The sequence below is a fragment of the Paludibaculum fermentans genome, assembly GCF_051172195.1.
Classification (GTDB): domain Bacteria; phylum Acidobacteriota; class Terriglobia; order Bryobacterales; family Bryobacteraceae; genus Paludibaculum; species Paludibaculum fermentans_A.
On record NZ_JBPJAQ010000002.1, the window covers coordinates 850,788 to 871,025 of the forward strand.

Annotated in this window: 15 protein-coding genes; 5 read left to right on the top strand and 10 right to left on the bottom strand. The window is 62.1% G+C overall.

Annotation, left to right across the window (positions count from 1 at the left end; all coding sequences use genetic code 11):
• Position 1 precedes the first annotated feature (1 nt).
• The gene (locus tag ACR9Y2_RS30045) at positions 2-2,248 is read right to left on the bottom strand and encodes a Tex family protein (protein WP_435045567.1); all 2,247 of its coding nucleotides are present in this window, start codon (positions 2,246-2,248) and stop codon (positions 2-4) included.
• A 150-nt stretch (positions 2,249-2,398) separates the two neighbouring features.
• Here ACR9Y2_RS30045 and ACR9Y2_RS30050 point away from each other — a divergent pair, with 150 nt between their 5' ends.
• Entirely contained in the window at positions 2,399-2,785 is a 387-nt protein-coding gene (locus ACR9Y2_RS30050) for a hypothetical protein (RefSeq protein WP_435045568.1), read from the top strand.
• Positions 2,786-2,858: 73 nt separating this feature from the next.
• Positions 2,859-2,987, top strand: coding sequence for a hypothetical protein (locus tag ACR9Y2_RS30055; protein ID WP_435045569.1), 129 nt, complete (start codon positions 2,859-2,861; stop codon positions 2,985-2,987).
• Between the two features lie 329 nt (positions 2,988-3,316).
• Here the strand turns inward: ACR9Y2_RS30055 and ACR9Y2_RS30060 are convergent, their stop codons facing one another.
• The 8 genes from ACR9Y2_RS30060 to ACR9Y2_RS30095 form a co-directional block, all read right to left on the bottom strand.
• Positions 3,317-5,779 (bottom strand): CHAT domain-containing protein, encoded by a 2,463-nt coding sequence (locus ACR9Y2_RS30060; RefSeq protein ID WP_435045570.1) that lies wholly within the window; start codon positions 5,777-5,779, stop codon positions 3,317-3,319.
• Positions 5,780-5,825: 46 nt separating this feature from the next.
• Positions 5,826-6,725 carry a hypothetical protein gene (locus ACR9Y2_RS30065; RefSeq protein WP_435045571.1) on the bottom strand — a complete coding sequence of 300 codons (900 nt, stop codon included), beginning with the start codon at positions 6,723-6,725 and terminating at the stop codon, positions 5,826-5,828.
• Between the two features lie 14 nt (positions 6,726-6,739).
• Entirely contained in the window at positions 6,740-7,414 is a 675-nt protein-coding gene (locus tag ACR9Y2_RS30070) for a hypothetical protein (RefSeq protein ID WP_435045572.1), read from the bottom strand.
• A 42-nt stretch (positions 7,415-7,456) separates the two neighbouring features.
• The gene (locus tag ACR9Y2_RS30075) at positions 7,457-8,032 is read right to left on the bottom strand and encodes an RNA polymerase sigma factor (protein ID WP_435045573.1); all 576 of its coding nucleotides are present in this window, start codon (positions 8,030-8,032) and stop codon (positions 7,457-7,459) included.
• A 90-nt stretch (positions 8,033-8,122) separates the two neighbouring features.
• Positions 8,123-9,067 (bottom strand): SDR family oxidoreductase, encoded by a 945-nt coding sequence (locus ACR9Y2_RS30080; RefSeq protein WP_435045574.1) that lies wholly within the window; start codon positions 9,065-9,067, stop codon positions 8,123-8,125.
• A 31-nt stretch (positions 9,068-9,098) separates the two neighbouring features.
• Positions 9,099-9,941: a sugar phosphate isomerase/epimerase family protein gene (locus tag ACR9Y2_RS30085; RefSeq protein ID WP_435045575.1), complete on the bottom strand. Its 843-nt coding sequence runs from the start codon at positions 9,939-9,941 to the stop codon at positions 9,099-9,101.
• Positions 9,942-9,998: 57 nt separating this feature from the next.
• Positions 9,999-10,991, bottom strand: a complete 993-nt coding sequence (locus ACR9Y2_RS30090) for an alcohol dehydrogenase catalytic domain-containing protein (protein ID WP_435045576.1) — start codon at positions 10,989-10,991, stop codon at positions 9,999-10,001.
• A 5-nt stretch (positions 10,992-10,996) separates the two neighbouring features.
• Positions 10,997-12,403, bottom strand: a complete 1,407-nt coding sequence (locus ACR9Y2_RS30095) for a glycosyltransferase (RefSeq protein ID WP_435045577.1) — start codon at positions 12,401-12,403, stop codon at positions 10,997-10,999.
• Between the two features lie 226 nt (positions 12,404-12,629).
• On the opposite strand from ACR9Y2_RS30095, the gene ACR9Y2_RS30100 reads away from it, so the two are divergent.
• Complete coding sequence (locus tag ACR9Y2_RS30100; RefSeq protein ID WP_435045578.1) at positions 12,630-12,860, top strand: hypothetical protein; 231 nt, start codon at positions 12,630-12,632, stop codon at positions 12,858-12,860.
• A gap of 18 nt (positions 12,861-12,878) precedes the next feature.
• On the opposite strand, the gene ACR9Y2_RS30105 is transcribed toward ACR9Y2_RS30100, so the two are convergent.
• Positions 12,879-13,226 carry a DUF5658 family protein gene (locus tag ACR9Y2_RS30105; RefSeq protein ID WP_435045579.1) on the bottom strand — a complete coding sequence of 116 codons (348 nt, stop codon included), beginning with the start codon at positions 13,224-13,226 and terminating at the stop codon, positions 12,879-12,881.
• Between the two features lie 726 nt (positions 13,227-13,952).
• Between ACR9Y2_RS30105 and ACR9Y2_RS30110 the strand changes: the two genes are divergently transcribed.
• Positions 13,953-17,546 (top strand): TonB-dependent receptor domain-containing protein, encoded by a 3,594-nt coding sequence (locus tag ACR9Y2_RS30110; RefSeq protein WP_435045580.1) that lies wholly within the window; start codon positions 13,953-13,955, stop codon positions 17,544-17,546.
• 272 nt (positions 17,547-17,818) lie between these two features.
• Positions 17,819-20,233 carry a glycoside hydrolase family 2 TIM barrel-domain containing protein gene (locus ACR9Y2_RS30115; protein WP_435045581.1) on the top strand — a complete coding sequence of 805 codons (2,415 nt, stop codon included), beginning with the start codon at positions 17,819-17,821 and terminating at the stop codon, positions 20,231-20,233.
• Positions 20,234-20,238 lie beyond the last annotated feature (5 nt).

The window sequence follows — 20,238 nt, forward strand, 5'->3', positions numbered from 1 at the left end:
CCTACCGCACCTTCCACTTCGACGAAAGCGCCGCCAGCTTGTCGTCCATCGATGGCTTGGCCTGCTGCGGGCGCTGCGGTTTCTGCGGAGGCGGTCCCTGCAGGGCTTTGATCGACAGCGCGATGCGCTTCGTCTTGGCGTCGGCGCTGAGCACCTTCACCTTGACGATCTGCCCCGCCTTCACCACTTCGGACGCGTCCTGGATGTAGCGGTTGGACAGTTCACTGATGTGGACCAGCCCGTCCTGGTGCACGCCCACGTCGACAAAGGCGCCGAACTTCGTCACGTTGGTGACGACACCTTCCAGCACCATGCCCGGCTGGACGTCCGCAATCTCCTTCACGCCTTCCTTGAAGCTGGGGGCTACAAACTTGTCGCGCGGATCGCGGCCCGGCTTGCGCAATTCTTCGAGGATGTCGTTCAGCGTGTACACGCCGACGGCGATGTCTTCCTTCTTGAACTTCTCCAGCAATTGCGGTTGCTGGATGATCTCTTCCAGCTTCACGCCCAGCCGTTCGGCGATCTGCCCCACCACGGGGTATGACTCCGGGTGGACCGCCGTCATATCCAGCGGGTTCGACGCACCGCGAATCCGCAGGAAGCCGGCCGCCTGTTCGAAGGTCTTAGGCCCGATGCCGGGCACGGCGGTGAGCTGCGTGCGTGAGGTGAACTTGCCGTTCTCGTTGCGGTACTCGACAATCTTCAACGCTATGCGCTCGCTGATGCCCGCCACATAGCGCAGCAGCGCCCACGATGCGGTATTCAATTCCACGCCGACACGGTTGACGCAACTTTCGATGACGGTCTCGAGCGACTGCTGCAACTGGCGCTGGTCGACATCGTGCTGATACTGGCCGACGCCGATCGACTTCGGGTCGATCTTGACGAGCTCGGCCAGCGGATCCTGCAGCCGGCGGGCGATGGAGATGGCGCCGCGCACGGTGAGGTCGAGGTCAGGGAACTCCTGGCGCGCGATATCGGAGGCGGAGTAGATGGAGGCGCCCGATTCATTCACTGTGACGCTGAACACCGTGTCGAGCTTTTCCTGTTGCAGGAACTCGCGGACAAACGCATCCGTCTCGCGCGAGGCTGTGCCGTTGCCAATGGCGATCGCCTTCACGTTGAACTTGGCGATGAGCGATTTCAGCGTCTTCATCGCCCCGGCCGTATCACCCCGCTGCGGGTAGATGACGGTGTTCTCCAGGTATTTGCCGGTCTCGTCGACAATGGCGATCTTGCAGCCGGTGCGGATTCCTGGGTCGATGCCCATTACGCCCAACTGGCCGGCCGGAGGAGCCAGCAGCAGGTTCTGCAGATTCTCGCGGAACACCTGGATGGCTTCCGAGTCGGCGCGCTTCTTCAACTCCAGCCGGATTTCGGTCTGGATCGAACTGTTCAGCAGGCGATTGTAGGAATCGTCGCTGGCCAGCTCCAGTTGCGGCGTCCAGTCGCCCGGAGCTTTCAGGATGAACCGCCGCACCAGGTCAAGCGCCCGCACGGGTTCCAACTCGATGGTGAAGTAGAGGACGTTCTCGCTTTCGCCACGGCGGATCGCCAGCATGCGGTGAGAGGGGATCTTGCTCACCGGCTCGCGATAGTCGTAGTACATCTTGAACTTTTCCTGCTCATCGACGGCGTCCATCACCTTGCGGCTGACCACGACGCCCTCGTCGAACATCATCTGGCGCAGCGCCTTTCGCAGGTCGGCGTTCTCGCTGATCATTTCAGCGATGATGTGACGCGCGCCTTCCAGTGCTTCGGCCGTCGTATTCACGCCTTTTTCGGCGTTCACGAACGTGGCGGCGAAGGCCTCCAACGCCAGCTCGGCCGGCTCCTGCGTCCAAAGATAGAGCGCCAGCGGCTCCAGTCCCTTTTCCCGGGCAATGGTGGCTTTGGTGCGCCGCTTCGGCTTATAGGGCAGGTAGAGGTCTTCGAGTTCGCTCTTTTCCAGCGTCTTCTCGATGCGCGCCTTCAGTTCGGGCGTGAGCTTGCCCTGTTCTTCGATGGAAGCCAGGATGGTGGCTCGGCGATCCTCCAACTCGCGGAAATAGGCGAGCTTCTCCTCGATCGAGCGGATCTGCACTTCGTCCAGATTGCCAGTGGCCTCTTTGCGATAGCGTGCGATGAAGGGGACCGTGCCGCCTTCGTCCAGTAGTTCAATGGTCGCCGTCAGCCCTTTCAATGGCACATTGATGGTCTGCGCGACGTGGATCAGGATCTCAGGGGAAAGAGACTTCAGTTCAGGCATGTGGAAACACCCATATGGTAAACCGGGTGGCAGGCAAATCTCTCCTTGACGGGCCGCGCGCCGCTGTGTTTGGCGGATCCGGAGCACCGGGTGCAGCGGACATTCAGATCGCAATCCCGAAACCTGTATGATGAGAGCGGGTGCTGAATTATGAAGCTAGGCTCTTGGGTGAAATCAAATATTGAATACGGCCGCGATCTGGTCGAGTCCGGGTTGGAAGGCGCATCCACGGTGAGAAAAGCCTCCTTCGGCGATGACGAAATCGCCGGCGAATTCTCCCGCGCCGCCGAGGAATCCCTGCTGCCGGCGCTGATCGGTGCATGCATCGGCGCGGCGGCCGGTTACATCACGGATGATCGCAAGGCGGGCCGCGGCGCGCTGATCGGCGGAGTGGTCGGCGGAGCGATTGGATTCACGGGTGGTTTGGCTTGGGGCTCGCGCCGCGTAACCGGTGCGCTGGCCGGCGGTGCGATGAAGAAAATCAACGCCGCACGCGATGAGCACTGGCTGGAAAAGCATCCGGTCGTCTACGGCTGAGGGGCCCTGTTGCGCCCGTGAAGGGCAAAATAAACGGGCGGTGGCGGGGGATACCTGCTACGCTTTAGCCACCATGTCAGCCAGCAACGGAGACAAATCGCGGCATCACCGCCTGCGAAAAAAGAAGCTGCAGGTGCGTCTGACGATGCGCGCATTGCGGCAGAAATTGACCGATGCGAAGGCTGCTCCCGCCGCCAAGTAGTCCGCCAACCAGTTGGGTCCGCCCTGTTTCAGGGCCTCAGAAACAGTAGCGGCAGCCCCACGCGCATCCCCTCCGATCTTCGGACTATGCGTGAGAACTGCCGCAAAGGCTGAGGATAGGAACAATCAACGCGCCGGACCACCGAGCCCAGACATTCGACCTACACACCCTTCCGGCGATGGACGTTCCACCGGAACCGCATGTGGCTTCCTCCCGAGTCGTGTGGCTCAGAGCCGGCCCGGATCATCCTAGGGTCTGCCCTCAACCTTACTAATTGTTAAGTGCGTCAGGCGCCCTTTGCGTTTCATGAGAATGCAGAGAATCTGCGATTATCTGACGTACACCTGGTAAGGTGCCCAATAGTACGGCCTCTGGAAGTTTCCGCCCTTCAGCATGCGCAGTTTGGCCGCCCGCAACGCCTCATCCGGAGCCCGCCCCGCCGCAATCCCTTCATACAACCAGGTCATCAACTCCGCGCTCGAACTGTCGCTGACATCCCACAGTCCGGCCACCACCGCCTGCGCTCCGGCTTCCAGGAACGCCCACGAGAGCCCGATCAGGCCTTCGCCCGCATAACTGGTGGTGCCCGCGCTGCTGCAGGCGGAGATCGTCACCAGCCGGGCATGCAGCTTCGGCGTAGCCAGGATCTCGCGGGCATACAGCCGGAACTGGTCGCCCTCCCGGGCCAGGATAATCGCCGAGTCCAGGGGGCTCACCCGGCCGACCTCTGCGTGCGCCGCGAAATGCACCAACGCAAACCGTTCCGCCCGCGCCTTCTGGTAGTTCGTGCGCGTGGCATTGCCGCCCTCGAGCACCGTTTTGGACAGGGCAGGGAACTTGGCTGCGATTCCTGACAACTCCTGCCGCGCGCTCTCCAACGTCGGGTACTCCGGATCCGGCGCCTCGGGCGCGCCCACCAGCAACAGCCCTTCGCCGGTCGCCGGTTCGGGCTGGGAGGCGGTCAACATCGTGAGCGACGGAGCCACGGAGAGCGTGACATCTTCCAGCCAGAAATGCGGTTGGGGCTTGGGTACGGGCAACGATTCGAGATTGATCAGGTGAACCGGGCCGTCCGGGATAACCGTCACGCGCGCGATGCCGGCCGCCTCACTCGCCGGACCCAGCAGCATCTGATAAAGTTGCGACCCCGGCCCGTCCGCCGCCTCGCGCAGAGGATCGCGCACCGATTTTTCGATCTCATTGCGGTAGAGTTTGACCTGCTCTTCCAGCCTGGCGGCCGGCGGCAGTTCATGCGAGCGTACCCCGCGCGCGGTGATGGTCCAGAGCCACGACCGTTTCGGTGCGGTCCAGTAGAACAGTACAGCGGTTTTGCGCGCCGCGGCGAAACGGCGCGCGCGCGCCACGACATCCTGGGCCACCTGCGGCGAGACCCGCTCCGATTGCGCAGCCAGGATCCGGCCCCGGCTCGATTCCGCCACGCGCAACGCCGCCTCCACCTCGCCCCGCGCCATCAAAGCTTCCACATAATCCTGGTGAAAGCGGATGAGCCGCGCCAGAAACGTGATCTTCGACTCGCGGTTGCGCAGCTCGATACGCGCCGTCTCGATCTGCTGCAACGCGGCCTCGAAGTGTGGCTTGGCCGCGTCAAACCGGTTGCGCGCCATCTCCACACGCGCCAGCCCGGCATGCGCATCCCACATCAGTCCGCGATTCCCCGCGCTGCCGGACAGCACCTGCTGGAAGTCCCTGGCTGCTTCGTCAAACCGCGACTGGCCGGCGGAAATGAAGCCCCGGTTCAAGCGCAGGTAGTGCAGGGCTGTCTCATTCGAACTGTCAGCCTTGCTCTCCCAGGCCTGCTGGTTCCAGTACGCCGCATCCTGCCAGCGCTGCGCGGAAATGAAAGCCAGCGCCAGGTTGCCGGCCCAGGTCGCCGGGTCGTCATGCAACTCCCTGGCCAGGTCAAACGCCTTGCGATAGGACTGGATGGCCTCATCGAAGCGGCCCTGGATGAGGTACATCGAACCCATCTCGCCCAGGCTGTCCTTGAGATTGCCGCGGTCGCCCACCAGTTCGAGATTTGCCGCCACGCGGGACTGCCATTCCAGCGCGCGGGGAATGTCGCCCAGTTGCGCATAACACAGCGCCGCATTGGTGGCGGAGCGGCCGGCGATCCAGCGCGCGTCAATGCGATCGGCCGCGGTCACGGCCTGCCGGGTGAACGCAATCGATTCGTCATAGCGAAGCTGGCGCAGCCGCAGAAACGCCATGTTGTTGCACGCGGCGGCTTCGCTATAGGCATCGTCGCGCTTCATCGCCTCGTTGAGCGCCGTCCGTGTCACCTCTTCAGCCGACCGTTGGTCGCCCTTGCGCGCCAAACGCGCGCCTTCGTAGACCATCGCAAGCAAAGCTGTTTCGGAATCGCCGGTCTGTTCGGCCAGTTGCTGTGCCTTCTGCAGTGCCACCTGCCCCTCGTCGAACCGGCCCTGGCGCAGGCAGACCCCGCCCAGCACCAGTTGCCGGCGAGCCTCCCACCGCGCGCCCGGCGCTGGGTCGGCCAGGTCTTTCGAGGCCTCGGCCACTTTGCCCTGGGCCAACAGAATTTCGGCGCGGAGAGTGTGGAAGCGGGAACGCCACTCGCTGGATTCGGAGTGCCGCCAGTCCGGCCGCTCGTCCAGGTTGTGCAACGCCGCCTGCAGGCGTCCCGTGCGGTACAGCCGCGAGACCTCCTGGTAGCGGGTTTGAGGTGCCGTCTGGAATCGTGAACAGCCCGAGAGTAGGAGCGTGAAGAGCAGGCACCACCGGAGCATCAGCCCAAGTGTACCTGTCCTCACGCCTCCAATTCACACTGAAATGCGGCCGCCGTGTAACAGCGCGTGTTTACGGGATGGTCGTCCCGTTCGTCTGGGTTTCGCCGATCACTACTTCGCCGCCCTGGTCGGATTCCGGCGCGCGGGCCGCCGCTGTCAGCTTCAGGGCCTTCGCCGATCTCTTCGGGGCGTTGCGCAATGTCTCCATGTTGCCGCCCAGTTCCATCCGGAACATGGTCAGCCGCCGGGAGTGCTTCGCGATCAGCAGTTCGCCCAGGTAGATGCTGCCCACGCCGGGCCAGCGGATCACGTTGCCGCAGATCTCAACATCGGGCAGCGGCTCACCCACCCATTTGATGCCGGTCACGATCGTCGCAACGATCATGCCTTTGAACTCCGGCGGCCGCAGCCTCTTCGGCGAATCCGACGAAACCCGCCAGCCCGACTTCTCGCGGAACGAGGCGGTCTTGGCGTAGTACTCGATGAGGGTCTGCTTCGTAGGGCAGCGCTGGAACACCTTCAGGTCGAAACTGACGGCCAGTTCGTGTCCGTCCAGCTTCAGGCCGGTCAGTTCCGCTACATCCGGGGTAATGCGGGCCACTTCCTCCGCCGGGGGATGCCTCGATACCAGGACCACCTTCACGCCGTCCAGCGTGACCCGGTCCAGAATCTGGACCTTCTCCACGGTGCATTTCACCGTGGTGGTGTGATCCTTGTCCGGTCCATCAACTTCGCTCACGGCGGAGGTCTCTGCCAGCCCCACGCACAGGAACGGCTGATCGCCTCCGGGCATCGGAACGGTGCAGTTTTCCGCCTTGGACTGGGAAATACCACCAATCACCGGCAGCGAACTCGCGGCCAGGACCGGAACAATCTGGTTGACTGCCTCGCCGCGCGCATTGCGGACCAGGCGTCCGGCGGCGCCCACAGCGTCGCCGCGGAATATAAAACGGGGTTCAATACTCGCCAAGGGAGAGACTCCTGTCAGGGATGGACTTCAAACCGAAATCGGCCCAGGACCGGTCCGCCAGGTACGCTGCGCAGGGTAACCTGATATCGCCCCTGTCTCACACTGCCGGCTGGTAGCGACAGTGTCAGCGGTTCCCCAGCGCCGGGCGCCGAGACCTTGAATGGCTCCGCGGCCGTGCCATTCTCCAACTGCAACTCCACACTGTATTCAGGCTGCGACCGGATACCGGCCAAATCCAGCGTCAGGACCAGGGAATGGTTGCCGGGCAAGGTGACCACGCTGCCGGAACCCCGGGTTTCACCGCGCAGCAGTAACTGGGTGGCGGCCTGCGGTGCCGTGAGATCGTGGGATCGCGCCGGCTCCAACAGATTCTGATAGCCCATCACCGCCAGCAGCGATGCCAGCGCAGGCGCCGCAATCGCCGGCCGCAACCAATTGAAATACCGCTCCCAGAATCCGGCGCTTTGTGTCTTTTGCGCCGGCCGTGGGGCCTCGGTCCTCTCCCTTGGGCGCTCCACCCGTACCTCGGCACGGGCGTTCGCTTCCAGGCTGGACATGACTCTGATTTCCTCCGCGCATTGCTCGCACTCGAAGTAGTGCTCTTCAAACTCAGAGCGCTCGAGCTCGGGCATCTCGTCGAGGAAGTATCTCTCGACGGCGGTGGTTTCGATGGCTGACCGATGATCCATCTTTACCTCTAAAACAATTGTGAGTTCAGCTTGAGTTTCGTTTCACCCACCGACGCCATGAGCTTTGCCGCGCTCTCCGAGTAGAGCGCTGAACCGGTTCCTGGCGCGATGCAGCAGCACCCTCAAATAGTTTCGATCCACTCCAAACTGTTGACAGATCTCGTCTTTGTTCTTCTCCTCCAGAAAAACTTGACGCAATAGTTCACATTCCTTCGCCGGTAATTCATCCAACAATTGGCGAACGAGATTCCTTCTTTGTTCGTTCACCATTTCGCTTTCCGCATCGATCTGCCCGTCGGCGGGGTGAAAGTTTTCCGGCATGGGCGCCGTCCGGGACTCCGCCCGGTACACTTCCATCACCACGTTGTTGCAGACAGAATTGACGAACGCCCCCAGTCGCTCCGGGTGGTCGATACCGCGTTCCCGCAGAGTCAATAAAACCCTGAGGAACGTCTCCTGTTTCGCCTCTTCTACCAATTGCGGGGCTCTCAACTTGCCGCGCAGCTTCACGCGCAGCAGGTCGCCGAAATAGTTGACGAAATGACGCTGAGTGTCCGGGTCGCCCTGCTTGAGCCGCAGGACATAGTCGCTGTCGAAGCTCTGCTGCTCGAGTTGCACTCGCACGTGTATCCTATAGTAATACAGGCACTTTCTCTGCGAAAGCACCATTGTGGTTTCTTTCTGGAACCACCTTCGAGCGAGAACCTGTTATGTGTTGGCCCGGTACCACTCAAGCGTGAGTCGCAGGCCCTCGTCGAAGCTAAACCTTGGAGCATGGCCCAGATCACGGACGGCGCGGGCCGTGTCAGCCTGTGAATCCTTCACATCCCCGGCCCTCGGAGGACCATATACCGGCTCGATCTCGACCCCTTCAAACCCGCACAGAATCCGCCACGTCTGGTTCAACGTGAATCGGCCTCCGTTGCCGGCATTGTACATATTGCCCGAAACCACATCCGCCGGCGCATTCGACGCCTTCAGGCACAACTCGGCGACATCCTCAACATAGGTGAAGTCGCGCGATTGCTCGCCGTCCCCAAAGATCGTGGGTGGCCGCCGCTCAATCAGGCAGCGCATGAACAGGCTCAGGACGCCCGAGTAAGGGCTGGAAGGATCCTGGCGCGGTCCAAATACGTTGAAGAAACGCAGCGACGTCGACGGTAGCCCGAAACAGGAGGAGAAGACCGACGCGTAATACTCGCCCATCAGCTTCTGCGCGGCGTAGGGCGACTTCGGCATCGGAATCATCGATTCCGTCTTGGGCAACACTTCCGTGTCTCCATAGGCCGACGACGAGGCCGCGTAAACCAGCCGCCCCGCACCGCCGTCGGCGGCGGCCCGGAAGACGTTGAAGGTTCCGTCAATATTCGAGGTGTGCGAAGGCACTGGCTCGGAGATGGAACGCGGCACTGAGGGGATCGCCGCCAGGTGGAACACCTTCGACGCGCCTTCGAACAGCGGCGCGATCGCGTCATAGTCCCGGATGTCGACGACATGCAGGTCTACGCGGTCCGCCACCTCGGCCAGGTTCTTCTCGTGCCCCGAACGCAGGTTGTCGATGACCGTGACGCGCTCAGCGCCTTCCTTTAACAACGCACGCACAATACTACTGCCAATGAATCCGGCTCCGCCGGTAACAACAGGATTTTTCATGCTAGTGACTGCTCCGCGGGATCCAGGCTCATCATGCGGACTCAAGGTCCTCAATCACACTATTCAGGTAGCGCAGCGACTCAGCTGAAATGCGCTCCGGTCCCGGACTGAAATCGAATGCCTCCAGTGAAATCCATCCCTGATAGTTCAACCGGCGCAGGGTGGCGAGGACCGGTGCAAAATCGTAGTCGCCCGTACCACAATGGCCGCCGTCGGTCTCATTCACATGTACGTGCTGGATATAGGGGAAGAACCGTTCGATCACATCCTGGTGCGGCTCAGTCTCATCCACCGCATTGTGCGTATCGAACATGGTCTGGATCGCCGGGCTGTTCACCTGGCGCACAATTTCCACCGCTTCCGCTAATGACCCGACGACGTTCGTCTGGTTCGCCGGCAATGCTTCGACCAGGATTCTCACGCCACGCTCTTCCGCATGCGGAGCCACCTCGGCCAGCCCGTCGGCATACCGTTTCGTTGCTTCTTCGCGCGTCGAACCGCCCACCGTCCCGCGCTGCAGCGGAGATCCGAAGACCATCACGCCATTCGGCCCCATATCAGCGCACAGGTCGACCAATCCTCTTATATGAGCCCAGCTGCGCGCGCGCAGATCCGCATCCGGGGTCGTCACATGCAGGCCCTTCGGCGCCACCATCAACCAGTGCAGGCCCACGAACAGCAGGCCTTCGCCGGCAATGATATCGGAGTATTGCTTGCGCTCGGCGGCAGGAATGGTGACAGGATCCTCCGAAAGCGTGAAGGGTGCAATCTCGATGCCCTGGTACCCGGTTTCACGGATGTGCCTGCAGGCTTTGTCGAAGTCCCACCCCTGGTAAACCTCGTTGCAGATCGAGTGGCGGAAAGGTAAGCCCATAATTTGAAATCGCTTCCCAGTGTACTTGAAATGGCCGGGCCGGTCCCGTCCCCGTTGTCAACCCAGCCGGTGGACAATCTTCGGGATCACCGCTGAGCCCGTGAAGGACTCGCGCCATTGGCCGATGCCGCGCCGTTCGATCATGGCCGCCAGAAGTGGGCGCTGGATTCGGCCAAGATCTTCGATCGCCTGCTCAAAATGCGACCTGCCGGCGTTCACCGTTCCGGCCACCGTCAGGTTGTCCACCAGCATTCTCAGCGGCGGCAGCGAAAGCTCTTCTTCGCCCGCGCCAATCAGCATCAGCACCCCGCACGGCGACAGCCAGTCCAAAAGGTCCGCCGCGCCGCCCGCCGCTTCGAACACCAGGTCCGCCCTGGAGGGCCGCCGGTCGCGCAAGTACGCCGCACCGGCCCGTTTCAGGAGTTGCACACGTGGATGATCCTCGGGCTCCAGCGAGACCACATTCACTTCCAGGCCTTTCAAGAGCAGCAGCAGCGCAGTCAGGATGCCCACCGGACCGGCGCCCATCACAATGGCCGTCCGCGGCTGCATGGGATGCGCGCGCAGCGCAGTTTCCACGGCCTTCTCCACCACGCTGAGCGGCTCAGCCAGCGCCGCTACATCCAGCAGCGTCTCTGGGATGGCCAGCAGTTCCGAGCTCGTGTCGACTGTGAACGGCACCAGGTAGCCGTGCGCCCGGTTGATGCCGCGCTCCAGGTATTCGCCCGTCTGGCAGAGGTCGCGCCGCCCCCGCAGGCAGTGGTCGCACGCCGGGCTGCAACTCCTGCGGATCATCGGCGCCACCCAGTCGCCCTTGGCCCACTGCGCGTCGCCCACTTCCACCTGCGCCAGCGCCTCATGGCCCAGGGTCAGGAAACTCTCACCCTCCGGCGGCAGCCCGAAGCGGAACCTGGACAATTCACGATCCGTCGCACAGATCCCCACTTCATGGATCCGCAGCAGCACCTCGCCGGCTTGCGGAGCCCGCGGCGGCGTTACCTCCTGCTCCGTGAGAGTACGCTGCTCAAAGTCCAGGCCGATCGCTCGCATGGCGCCTACTTCTTTCTGGCAACCACCAGCATGGACAAACCCTTCCAGGGCAGTACATGATCCAGCGGCCGCCACAGCCACAGGTTCTTGTCGAAGATCTTCAGGGGTAGTTTCGACAGGGAGGTGCGTTTGAACACCTTGCCGGCCAGCCACCAGGCCGGTTTGCCCGCTTTGTTGACCTGCCGCACCGTCTCCACACTGAATCCGGCGCCCTGCAGCAACGCTTCCAGATCCTGCTGGTCGAATCTCCTCAGTTGCCCCATCGCCTGGTCCACCGTCCCGTAGACCCCGCGCCCCTGGGGTGCCAGGATCACCAGCTTGCCGCCCTCCTTCAGGGCGCGGTGCAGGCCCGCCAGCGCGATCTCCGGCTCCGGCAGTCCTTCCAGGACATTGATCGCGATGGCCGAGTCAAACGCCCCTTCATAGGAAGCGAAATCAGCGGCCCGGCCCGGATCCAACTCCACCACGGCGACGTTCGGCGTCCGCAGGAACCGGTTCTTCAACGCATGCAGGTGCAGCGGATTCGATTCGGCCGCCACATAGCGCAGCCGCCGGCCCATCAGCCGTCCCGAGAATGTCCCGAAGCCCGCGCCGATCTCCAGAATCGTATCGCCCAGTACCGGCCGGAACAGCGACGTCATCCAGTCGATGTAACCGGGTGTGCGCGTCAGGTTGATCAGCGCGCCGCGGCCTTTGGTCTCCGCGTACAGGTCGTCGATCAGCCAGTACTTTAAGATGACGCCAAGCGCCTGCAGCCCATCCTTCCAGCCGATCTTCTTGCCTTCCTCATATGTGCGGCCATGGTAAGAGATGGGGACTTCGTAGATTCGAAGCTGGCGCTTCGCGCACTTCATCGTGATCTCCGGCTCAAACCCGAAGCGGTTCGACCGGATCGGAATCGACTTCAATAGATCGGTGCGAAAGACCTTGTAACAGGTCTCCATATCGGTCACATGGATGTTGGAAAAGACATTCGACGTCCAGGTCAGGAACTGGTTGATCTTGGTATGCCAGTACGGCAGCACCCGGCGTGCTTCACCTGACATGTAGCGCGAACCAAACACCGCATCGGCATGACCCGCCAGCAGAGGCTTCAACAGGGCGGGATACTCGTTCGGATCGTATTCCAGGTCGGCGTCCTGGATCAGGCAGAAGTCGCCCTGGGCCTTCGAAATTGCCGTCCGCACCGCGGCGCCCTTGCCTTGGTTCACCTCGTGCCGGAACAGCCGGATGACCGAGTGCCGGGCCGCCAGCCCCTCCAGAATCGCCCAGGTACCATCCGTGGAACAGTCGTCCACAATCACAAGTTCCCGTAGCAAGCCCTCCGGGAGCGGGGCATCAAAAACCTGCTGTAGACTACGCTCGACAACGGTCCGTTCATTGTAGACAGGAATGAGAATACTGAGAAGCACGGGTGACTCCCCAGTATAGTCGATGAGTTCCCGAGCCCTGTTGTTGGCCCCAATCGGCCCCACTTTCGCGGCCAAATTGGGCGGGCGGGAAAAACCTTACAGGAATACAAGCCGACCTGACTAGTTCTAAGAAACAAATCAGTACGTTCTACGGAGTTTGTTGGGTTGTCGCGCGTGGCACCCTCAGACACCATAGATCTAGTACATGAGACATGGGAGGACTACCATGCGGCGTTTGATCGAGGGTGCGGCCCGACGGGCTTCACTCGTTGCAGCAGACCTGTTTCATCCCGCTTCACCGCGGGCACTTAAAGGTCAGGATCTGGTTGAGTATGCCCTCCTGGTCGGCTTCGTCGCCGTGGCCGTTGCGGCGGTTATCCCTTACCAGGTCACCGGACCCATCTCCGGGATCTTTAATAAGATCGAATTCTTGATGAAGACATGGGGGAACGGCTGAGGCCGCGCCCGCTACCATCTACGCTTTCCAACGGACGCCCAAAGCCAGCAACAGACAAAAGAGATTCCAGGCGACCAGCAATGCGAAGAACATGTTCGCGCGCCGCAGTATCACCACTTTGCCCCTGTTCCAACAGTAATAACCCAGCATCAGGGCGGCTAGCTTCACCGCCGCCAATCCCATCAGGGGATTCCCGAACCAACCGATCATCGTCCGCACCAGGGGGTTCGCCTCCTGCGCGCCGGCCAGCAGAAACGCCAAGGTCGTCAGCGTGTCCAACCCTTGCAGGTACACGAACTGTAGTAGTTGATCCGTGCCCTTCGGCAAGGCCCGGGTCATTGATAGTTGTTGTGCGGCGGAAGCCATGTTCGATCTCTATTACAATCTACAAACCACTGAAAATAAAGGGCCAGACGACCCACTCGCAACGAATTGAGAGTTCTGGTACCCAAATGGGCGAACCGCACCGCCCCCACTAGCCCTCAACTAGCTGGAACTCCTTTGCTTCCTTCCACTTCACGTTTCCGTCCGCCGGACGGACTGGCCCCTTACCCCTGTTACTGCTGAATCGAACCCAGTTTTTCCAGTCATCCCTAATCCCTCCGTACCTGCCTGCCGTAGGACCTGCGGTACCTGCCGCCCCTCCCCTTCGCACCCTCTCCCACCCTGCCGACAGTCTAGGCCCGTCCCCGTCCCTTGGCAAGTTCTCTTTGCTTTGCTGCAAAACAAATATTTAGCAAGCAAACGAAATTAAACGTGACACAAACGATGGTTTGTTGTACAGTTGACTCCTGTCGGATGGAACACGCAGTGCAGTATGAGATGTCCACCTCTCGAGCCGGATTTCTGTCCTATCCTCCGATATGCTCCTGTTGTGCTCTTATTTCTGCTCTTGTCGCCCGGCTTCATCCGGCTCTGAATCCTGTCACCCGCTTACACTCTCCTGTCGAATTCGTCGACATGATAGGTAAGCAAACGAAAGTATTCAATGTGTGCCCTCGTCAGAGATGACCTGCAATCACGGGCGGCCGGACCCCGTACCGGCTGCCTACCCGTAGCTGCCTGAGTTGCTTTGAACTGGGAGAGAATGCAATGCCTGAATCAAGAGTCAGCCGATTCGTCGTCGTCGCCATTCTGTGCTGGGTGGGTCTAGCGACCCTCGCCACCCAAACTGCCTTCGCTCAGGGGAGTGATAGCGCACTGTTGCGAGGCACCGTTACCGACTCCAGCGGCGCCGCCGTCCCGGGCGCCCAGGTGACCCTCACCGACCTGGCCACCGGCGTGGCGGGCAAAACCGTCTCCGATGGCGTCGGCCGCTACACCTTCAACGCCTTGAAACCGTCCACCTATTCCGCTTCCGTGGAAGCCCAGGGCTTCAAAACCAGCACACAGTCCAACATCACTCTCCGTGTGGGTCAGCAATCGGATCTTTCCTTCACCCTGGAGATCGGCTCTGCCACACAAACCATTGAAGTCAAATCGGAGGCCGCACTCCTCAATACGGTGAGTGGCGCGCTGGGCGCCGAAGTCTCAAACAAATACATCGTGGAGATGCCCCTGCTCGACCGCAACGTCACCTCCCTCGCCTTCCTCGCGCCCGGTATCACCGAGGTCACCGGCACCAAGGTCGCCGACTTTGGCGGCACCATGTTCTCCTCCAACGGCCAGCGCTACGCTACCGCCGAGTTCCGGCTCGACGGCGGCATCGCCAGCCATCCCGAGGGCGGGGAAGGGGGAACCACCTTCGTCGGCTACCTCCCCACCGTCGAGGCCATCCAGGAATTCAAGGTGCAAACCAACAGTTTTTCAGCCGAGTACGGCAACAACGGCGGCACCGTCATCAGCATGATTACTAAGTCCGGCTCCAACCAGTTCCATGGCAGTGGCTGGTACTTTTTCCGCCGCCCGGGCATGGACGCCAACGACTTCTTCGCCAATCGCGACTGCCCGGCGCCGGGCGATCCCAGCCGCCCCGACGACGGCTGCAAGGGCTCCTACGCCCACGACCAGTACGGCGCCTCCCTCGGCGGCCCCATCAAGCGTCAGAAATCTTTCTTCTTTACCGACTTCGAGCGCCTGCGCCATAACGTGCCCTTCACCATCAACACCACCGTCCCCACCGACCTCCAGAAGAAGGGCGACTTCTCAAAGACCTTCAACTCCGATGGCGACCTGATGAGCATCTACAACCCCTGTCCCATCGTGCACTCCAGCGCCACCGACGTCACCGGCCGACCTTCCTGCAGCGTCTCACCCGTTCTCGACGGCGGCGAAATCGTCGACTACAAACGTTCGCCATTCCCCGGCAATGTCATCCCCGCCAGCCTGATGGATCCGGTGATGCTCAAGGCCATCGCCCTTTACCCTTCCGCCACCTCCGCGGGTGACGCCGGCACCGGAGCCAACAACTACGCCTCCAAACTCGTCGACCAGAGCCACCTCTATAGGCTGGACGGCAAAATCGACCACTACTTCTCCGACACCAGCCGCATCGCCGGCCGTTATAGCCGCAGCCGCTCCGATCAGTTCACGCCCAACCCGTTCCTGTCGAACAACGACAACCTCTATAACAGCGACGGCGTCACGCTCGACCACACCTGGACCCCGCGCCCCACCCTCATGTGGACCAATCGCGCCACCTTCACCCGCTACGCCAACTTCCAGCACGTGCCCGTCACAGCGGACCCCGACGCCATCGGCTTCCCCACCAGCCTCACCCTCAATCCCGCATTCCGCCAGAAGAACTTCCCCAGCCTCTACCTCGACAACTACCAGGGGCTCAACGCGGACGTCAGCACCAACACCATCGAGACCGACACGCAGTACAGCTTCAACTCGCTGCTCACCAAAATTGCCGGCAGCCACAACATGAAGTTCGGCGCCGACTATCGCATCTTCCTCAACACCTTCTTCCAGCCAGCCAACACCGCGGGTGGCCTGAACTTCGGAGCCGCCGCCACCGCCCAGAGCGTCTACGACCCCAATACCGACGCCGAAGGCAATGCCGTGGCCACCATGCTCCTCGGCTATATGGACTCCGGAGCCGTCAGCGCCAGCCCGGCCGTCGCCAACCGCTCCAGCGAGTCGTCCTTCTTCTTCCAGGACGACTGGCGCGTCACCAACAAACTCACCATCAACCTCGGCCTGCGCTATGAATGGAGCACCCCCTACACTGAGCGTTACGACCGCAGCCAGTTCACCTGCCTTTCCTGCGACAGCGGTATCGTCGTCCCGGGCCTGGGCAAGATCATGGGTACGACGATCATGGCCGGCAAGGACATGCGCCGCTCCAACATCGACAAGAACAACTTCGCCCCACGCGTCGGCTTCGCTTATTCGCCCGATCAGAAGACCGTCATCCGCGGAGGCGCCGGCATCTACTATGGCCTCAGCTACGCCACCAACTGGCAGTACGCCGGAGCCTCCTGGCTGCGCGATATCTCCATCCAAGGCACCAAGGACAGCGGCGTCACCCAGTTCGCCACCATCGAGAACCCCTTCCCCGTCGGCTTCGTCATGCCGCCTGGCAACCGGTACGGAGCGCTCGCCGAATGGGGCTATCCCAACTACAACCACGCCAGCGTCCAGAATCGCAATGCTGAGATCTACCAGTGGAACATCGGCGTACAGCGCCAGATGCCGGGCGGGTTCATGCTGGAAGCCAGCTACTCCGCCAATCGCAGCACCCACCTCCCCTGGAAGAAGAATCCCCAGAACTACAACGTGCTCCCTCGCGCCGCCCGCGAACAGTACGGCATCTCCGGCCTGAATCAGCAGGTGGCGAACCCCTTCCAGTACCTCTTCCAGGGGCCTAACGCGATCTTCGATTCGCCCGACTCCATCTATAACGACCCCACCATCGCCCGCATCAATGTCCTGCGCCCCTACCCGCAGTTCCCCGGCTACTTCGGTGGCTTCCCGCCGTTCGCCGCCAGTTCGCTCTACAACTCCCTGCAGATGCGCTTCGAGAAACGCGCCTCCCACGGCGTTTCCTTCACCGGCGCCTACACCTTCTCCCACTTCGTCTCGACATCGGATGAAGGCGCCAACCGCTGGGTCGGCCGCATCAGCCAGGGCGAACCGCAGGACCTCACCAACCTCTCCATCGAGAAGAGCGTCAGCGCCAACGACACCCCCCACCGCCTGGCTCTCGCCACTGTCTATGAATTGCCAGTCGGCCATGGCCGCACCTTCGGCGGCAGCATGCCCAGGATTCTCGACGCCGTCATCGGCGGTTGGAAGCTGAACGCATTTCTCACCCTCCAGAGCGGCCAGCCCATCACCGTCCTGATGCGCACCAACCGTCTCAGCGGCGGCGTCCAGCGCCCCAACATCAACGGCGATCCCCGCAGCCAGTACAGCAACCACGACGTGGTAGACGGCGCCGGCAGCTACTTCAATACGGCCGCCTTCTCCGCGCCCGGCGATCAACAGCTCGGCAACGCGCCGCGCTATCTCGACGCCGCCCGCGTCGACGGCATCCGCAATCTCGACCTCGGCATCGGCAAGACCATTCGAGTCGCCGAAGGCCGCTTCTTCGAGATTCGTGGCGAATTCTTCAACGCCCTCAATACACCGCGCTTCGGCCAGCCCAACACCAGCTTCGGCGCGGCCGGCTTCGGAACCATAGCCAGCCAGGCCAACCAGTCGCGCCACGGCCAGCTCGGTCTCCGCTTCGTCTACTAGCACAGCCGCCATGAAACAGAGCCGCGACCGTAAGGAAGCGGGCACCAAAATGAAAGGCCGCAAGCCAGTCGCACCGGTCGCAGCCCGTGTCCATCAGAGCCGCGACCGTCAGGAAGCGGGCACCCCAACGAAAGGCCGCAAGCCAGTCGCACCGGTCGTAGCCCACATGCAACAGCACCGCGACCGTCAGGAAGCGGGCACCACAACGAAAGGCCGCAACCGGGTTCACCCACTTGCGGCCTTCCTCCATCCAGTCCACCCTGAGAGGAACCATGAACCGCAGGCATTTCCTGGCCTTGGCCGCCGTCTCCGCAAGCCAGGCCGCACAACCCCTCCAAGACAAGCGCCTCTCCGCACCGCCCCGCATCCGCCGCAACTTCAATGCCGGCTGGCTCTTCCAACGCCAATCCAAAGGAGGTGGAGCCCTCGGCTCCTGGGAGCGTGACCCCACCCTGGGCGCTGCCATCGAGCCGGCCTTCCTCAACGCGAAATCCGCTACCTACGACGACTCCGCCTGGTCCTCCATCCAACTCCCCCACACCTGGAACCAGCACGACGGCAGCGACGAACTGCCCGGCTACTTCCGCGGCATCGGCTGGTACCGCAGACACTTCCAACTCGAACCAGGCCTCCGCGGCCAATGCATCTTCCTCGAGCTCGAAGGCGTCAATCAGGTCAGTGAATTCTGGCTCAACGGCGCTCACCTCGGCAAACACGAAGGTGGCTATACCAGCTTTGAATTCGACATCACCAGGCACGTCCAGTTCGGCCCCGCCGGCAACGTCCTCACCGTCAAGGTCGATAACATCTACAACAAGGACATCGCGCCCACCGTCAAGACCGATCTCACTTTCTACGGCGGCATCTACCGTGACGCCTGGCTGCGCATCACCGCGCCCGTCCATCTCTCAGAGGTCTATTGGCTCACCCCCAAAGTCTCGGCAGACTCCGCCGAAATCGAAATCCACTCGAAGATCGACAACCAGACCAGCCGTGCTGCCTCACTGAAAGTCATCCACGAGATCATTGACCCCCAGGGCGCCGTAGCCGCCAAGGTCGAAACCTCCGCCGCCATCCCAGCCAACAAGCGAGGCCACGCCCTCACCCAGCATCTCCGCCTGGCCCAGCCGAAACTCTGGTCCCCCGACGACCCCAATCTTTACAAGCTCCGCACCACCCTGCTCGACTCCGCCGCCGCCGGCGATCTCCACGAAGCCCCCATCGGTTTCCGCTGGTTCCATTTCGACGCCCGTCAAGGCTTCTTCCTCAATGGCCGCCGCCTCCAACTGCGTGGCACCACCTGGCACCACTCTTATCCAGGGCTCGGCAGCGCCCTGCCCAATTCGCGCCACGTCAAGGATATGGAACTGATCAAGGAGATGGGCTGCAACCTCTTCCGTACCAGCCACTATCCCCACGACCCCGCAGTGATGGAAGCCTGCGACCGCCTCGGCCTCCTCGTCCTCGAAGAGATGTTCGTCGGTGAAGAGGTCGAGGACGACGGAGGCTACTATCGAATCCAGGCCAAGGGCATCGGAGAAATGATCGCCCGCGACCGCAATTGCCCGAGCGTTTTCATGTGGGGTCTCGAAGGCGAAGTCGAATCCGCCGCCAAGCACGTCGACGTCGTCCAGCAGTTGGTCAACAAGATCAAGGCAACCGACCCCAGCCGCCCCGTTACGATGCAGGACGCCCGCATCGAAAGCATCAAGGAGACCCTCGACGTTGTCGGCCTCTACTCCTCTTTCGAAGCCAACGACAACGAACGCAATCTTCACCCCGAGCGCCGCTACATGATCGAGGAGTACACCGTCGACGCCATCGGCCGCGGCCTCTACGGCATGGGCCCGGAGAGCGAAGACCTCGGCTGTGAGAAGCACGAAGCCTATCTCGCCGAAGTCGGCCGCCGCCCCTGGATCGCCGGCAGCACCGTCTGGCACCAGTTCGATTACGACGGCGACGAGTACGATCCCATCACGCCTCACCTCGTCACCTTCGGCCTGGCCGACTTCTGGCGCATCCCCAAGGACGTCTTCTACCTCTTCCAAAGCCAGTGGAGCCCCAAGCCCATGCTCCACCTCTGCGGCCACTGGACCTGGCCCGGCGAGGAAGGCAAGACCCGCAGGGTGAAGGTCTACTCGAACCAGGCCCGAGTCGAACTCTTCCTGAACGGCCGCTCCCTGGGTGTGCGCGAACCCGCCCCTTTCCCGGGCCTCGATCACCCGCCTTTTCTCTGGGACGTCCCCTATGAACCCGGAATCCTCAAGGCCACAGCCGGAGCCCTCACCTCCGAGCGCAAGACCGCCGGCCCCGCCGCCCGAATCGACCTCCGCTCCGATGTCGAACGCATCGAATCCGGCGATCCCGAGAGCCTCGCCTATCTCACCGCCGCCGTCGTCGACAAGGACGGCACGGTAGTTCCCTCGGCCGCCCATGCCATCAGCTTCACGTCCTACGGCCCCGGCGAGTTGTTGCCGCAAACCTGGCCCGGCCATCCCACCGGCCTCACCTGGAACTGCGTCGCCGGCCTAACGCGCATCGCCCTGCGCTCCACTGACAGGGTTGGGCGCTGCGTGGTCAGCGCCTATTCACCGGGCCTCCGCATGGGTCGCGCCATCCTCGACGTCGCCGCCCCCGGCAAACGCGATCAAATGGAGTATCGTGGCGGAGCCACCGTCTACAAATAACCGGA

What these genes read in the sequence shown, in the direction of transcription:
- ACR9Y2_RS30045 (WP_435045567.1), bottom strand. Translation starts at nt 2,248, where the DNA reads ATGCCTGAACTGAAGTCTCTTTCCCCTGAGATCCTGATCCACGTCGCG.
- ACR9Y2_RS30050 (WP_435045568.1), top strand. Translation starts at nt 2,399, where the DNA reads ATGAAGCTAGGCTCTTGGGTGAAATCAAATATTGAATACGGCCGCGAT.
- ACR9Y2_RS30055 (WP_435045569.1), top strand. Translation starts at nt 2,859, where the DNA reads ATGTCAGCCAGCAACGGAGACAAATCGCGGCATCACCGCCTGCGAAAA.
- ACR9Y2_RS30070 (WP_435045572.1), bottom strand. Translation starts at nt 7,414, where the DNA reads ATGGATCATCGGTCAGCCATCGAAACCACCGCCGTCGAGAGATACTTC.
- ACR9Y2_RS30080 (WP_435045574.1), bottom strand. Translation starts at nt 9,067, where the DNA reads ATGAAAAATCCTGTTGTTACCGGCGGAGCCGGATTCATTGGCAGTAGT.
- ACR9Y2_RS30085 (WP_435045575.1), bottom strand. Translation starts at nt 9,941, where the DNA reads ATGGGCTTACCTTTCCGCCACTCGATCTGCAACGAGGTTTACCAGGGG.
- ACR9Y2_RS30090 (WP_435045576.1), bottom strand. Translation starts at nt 10,991, where the DNA reads ATGCGAGCGATCGGCCTGGACTTTGAGCAGCGTACTCTCACGGAGCAG.
- ACR9Y2_RS30100 (WP_435045578.1), top strand. Translation starts at nt 12,630, where the DNA reads ATGCGGCGTTTGATCGAGGGTGCGGCCCGACGGGCTTCACTCGTTGCA.
- ACR9Y2_RS30105 (WP_435045579.1), bottom strand. Translation starts at nt 13,226, where the DNA reads ATGGCTTCCGCCGCACAACAACTATCAATGACCCGGGCCTTGCCGAAG.
- ACR9Y2_RS30110 (WP_435045580.1), top strand. Translation starts at nt 13,953, where the DNA reads ATGCCTGAATCAAGAGTCAGCCGATTCGTCGTCGTCGCCATTCTGTGC.
- ACR9Y2_RS30115 (WP_435045581.1), top strand. Translation starts at nt 17,819, where the DNA reads ATGAACCGCAGGCATTTCCTGGCCTTGGCCGCCGTCTCCGCAAGCCAG.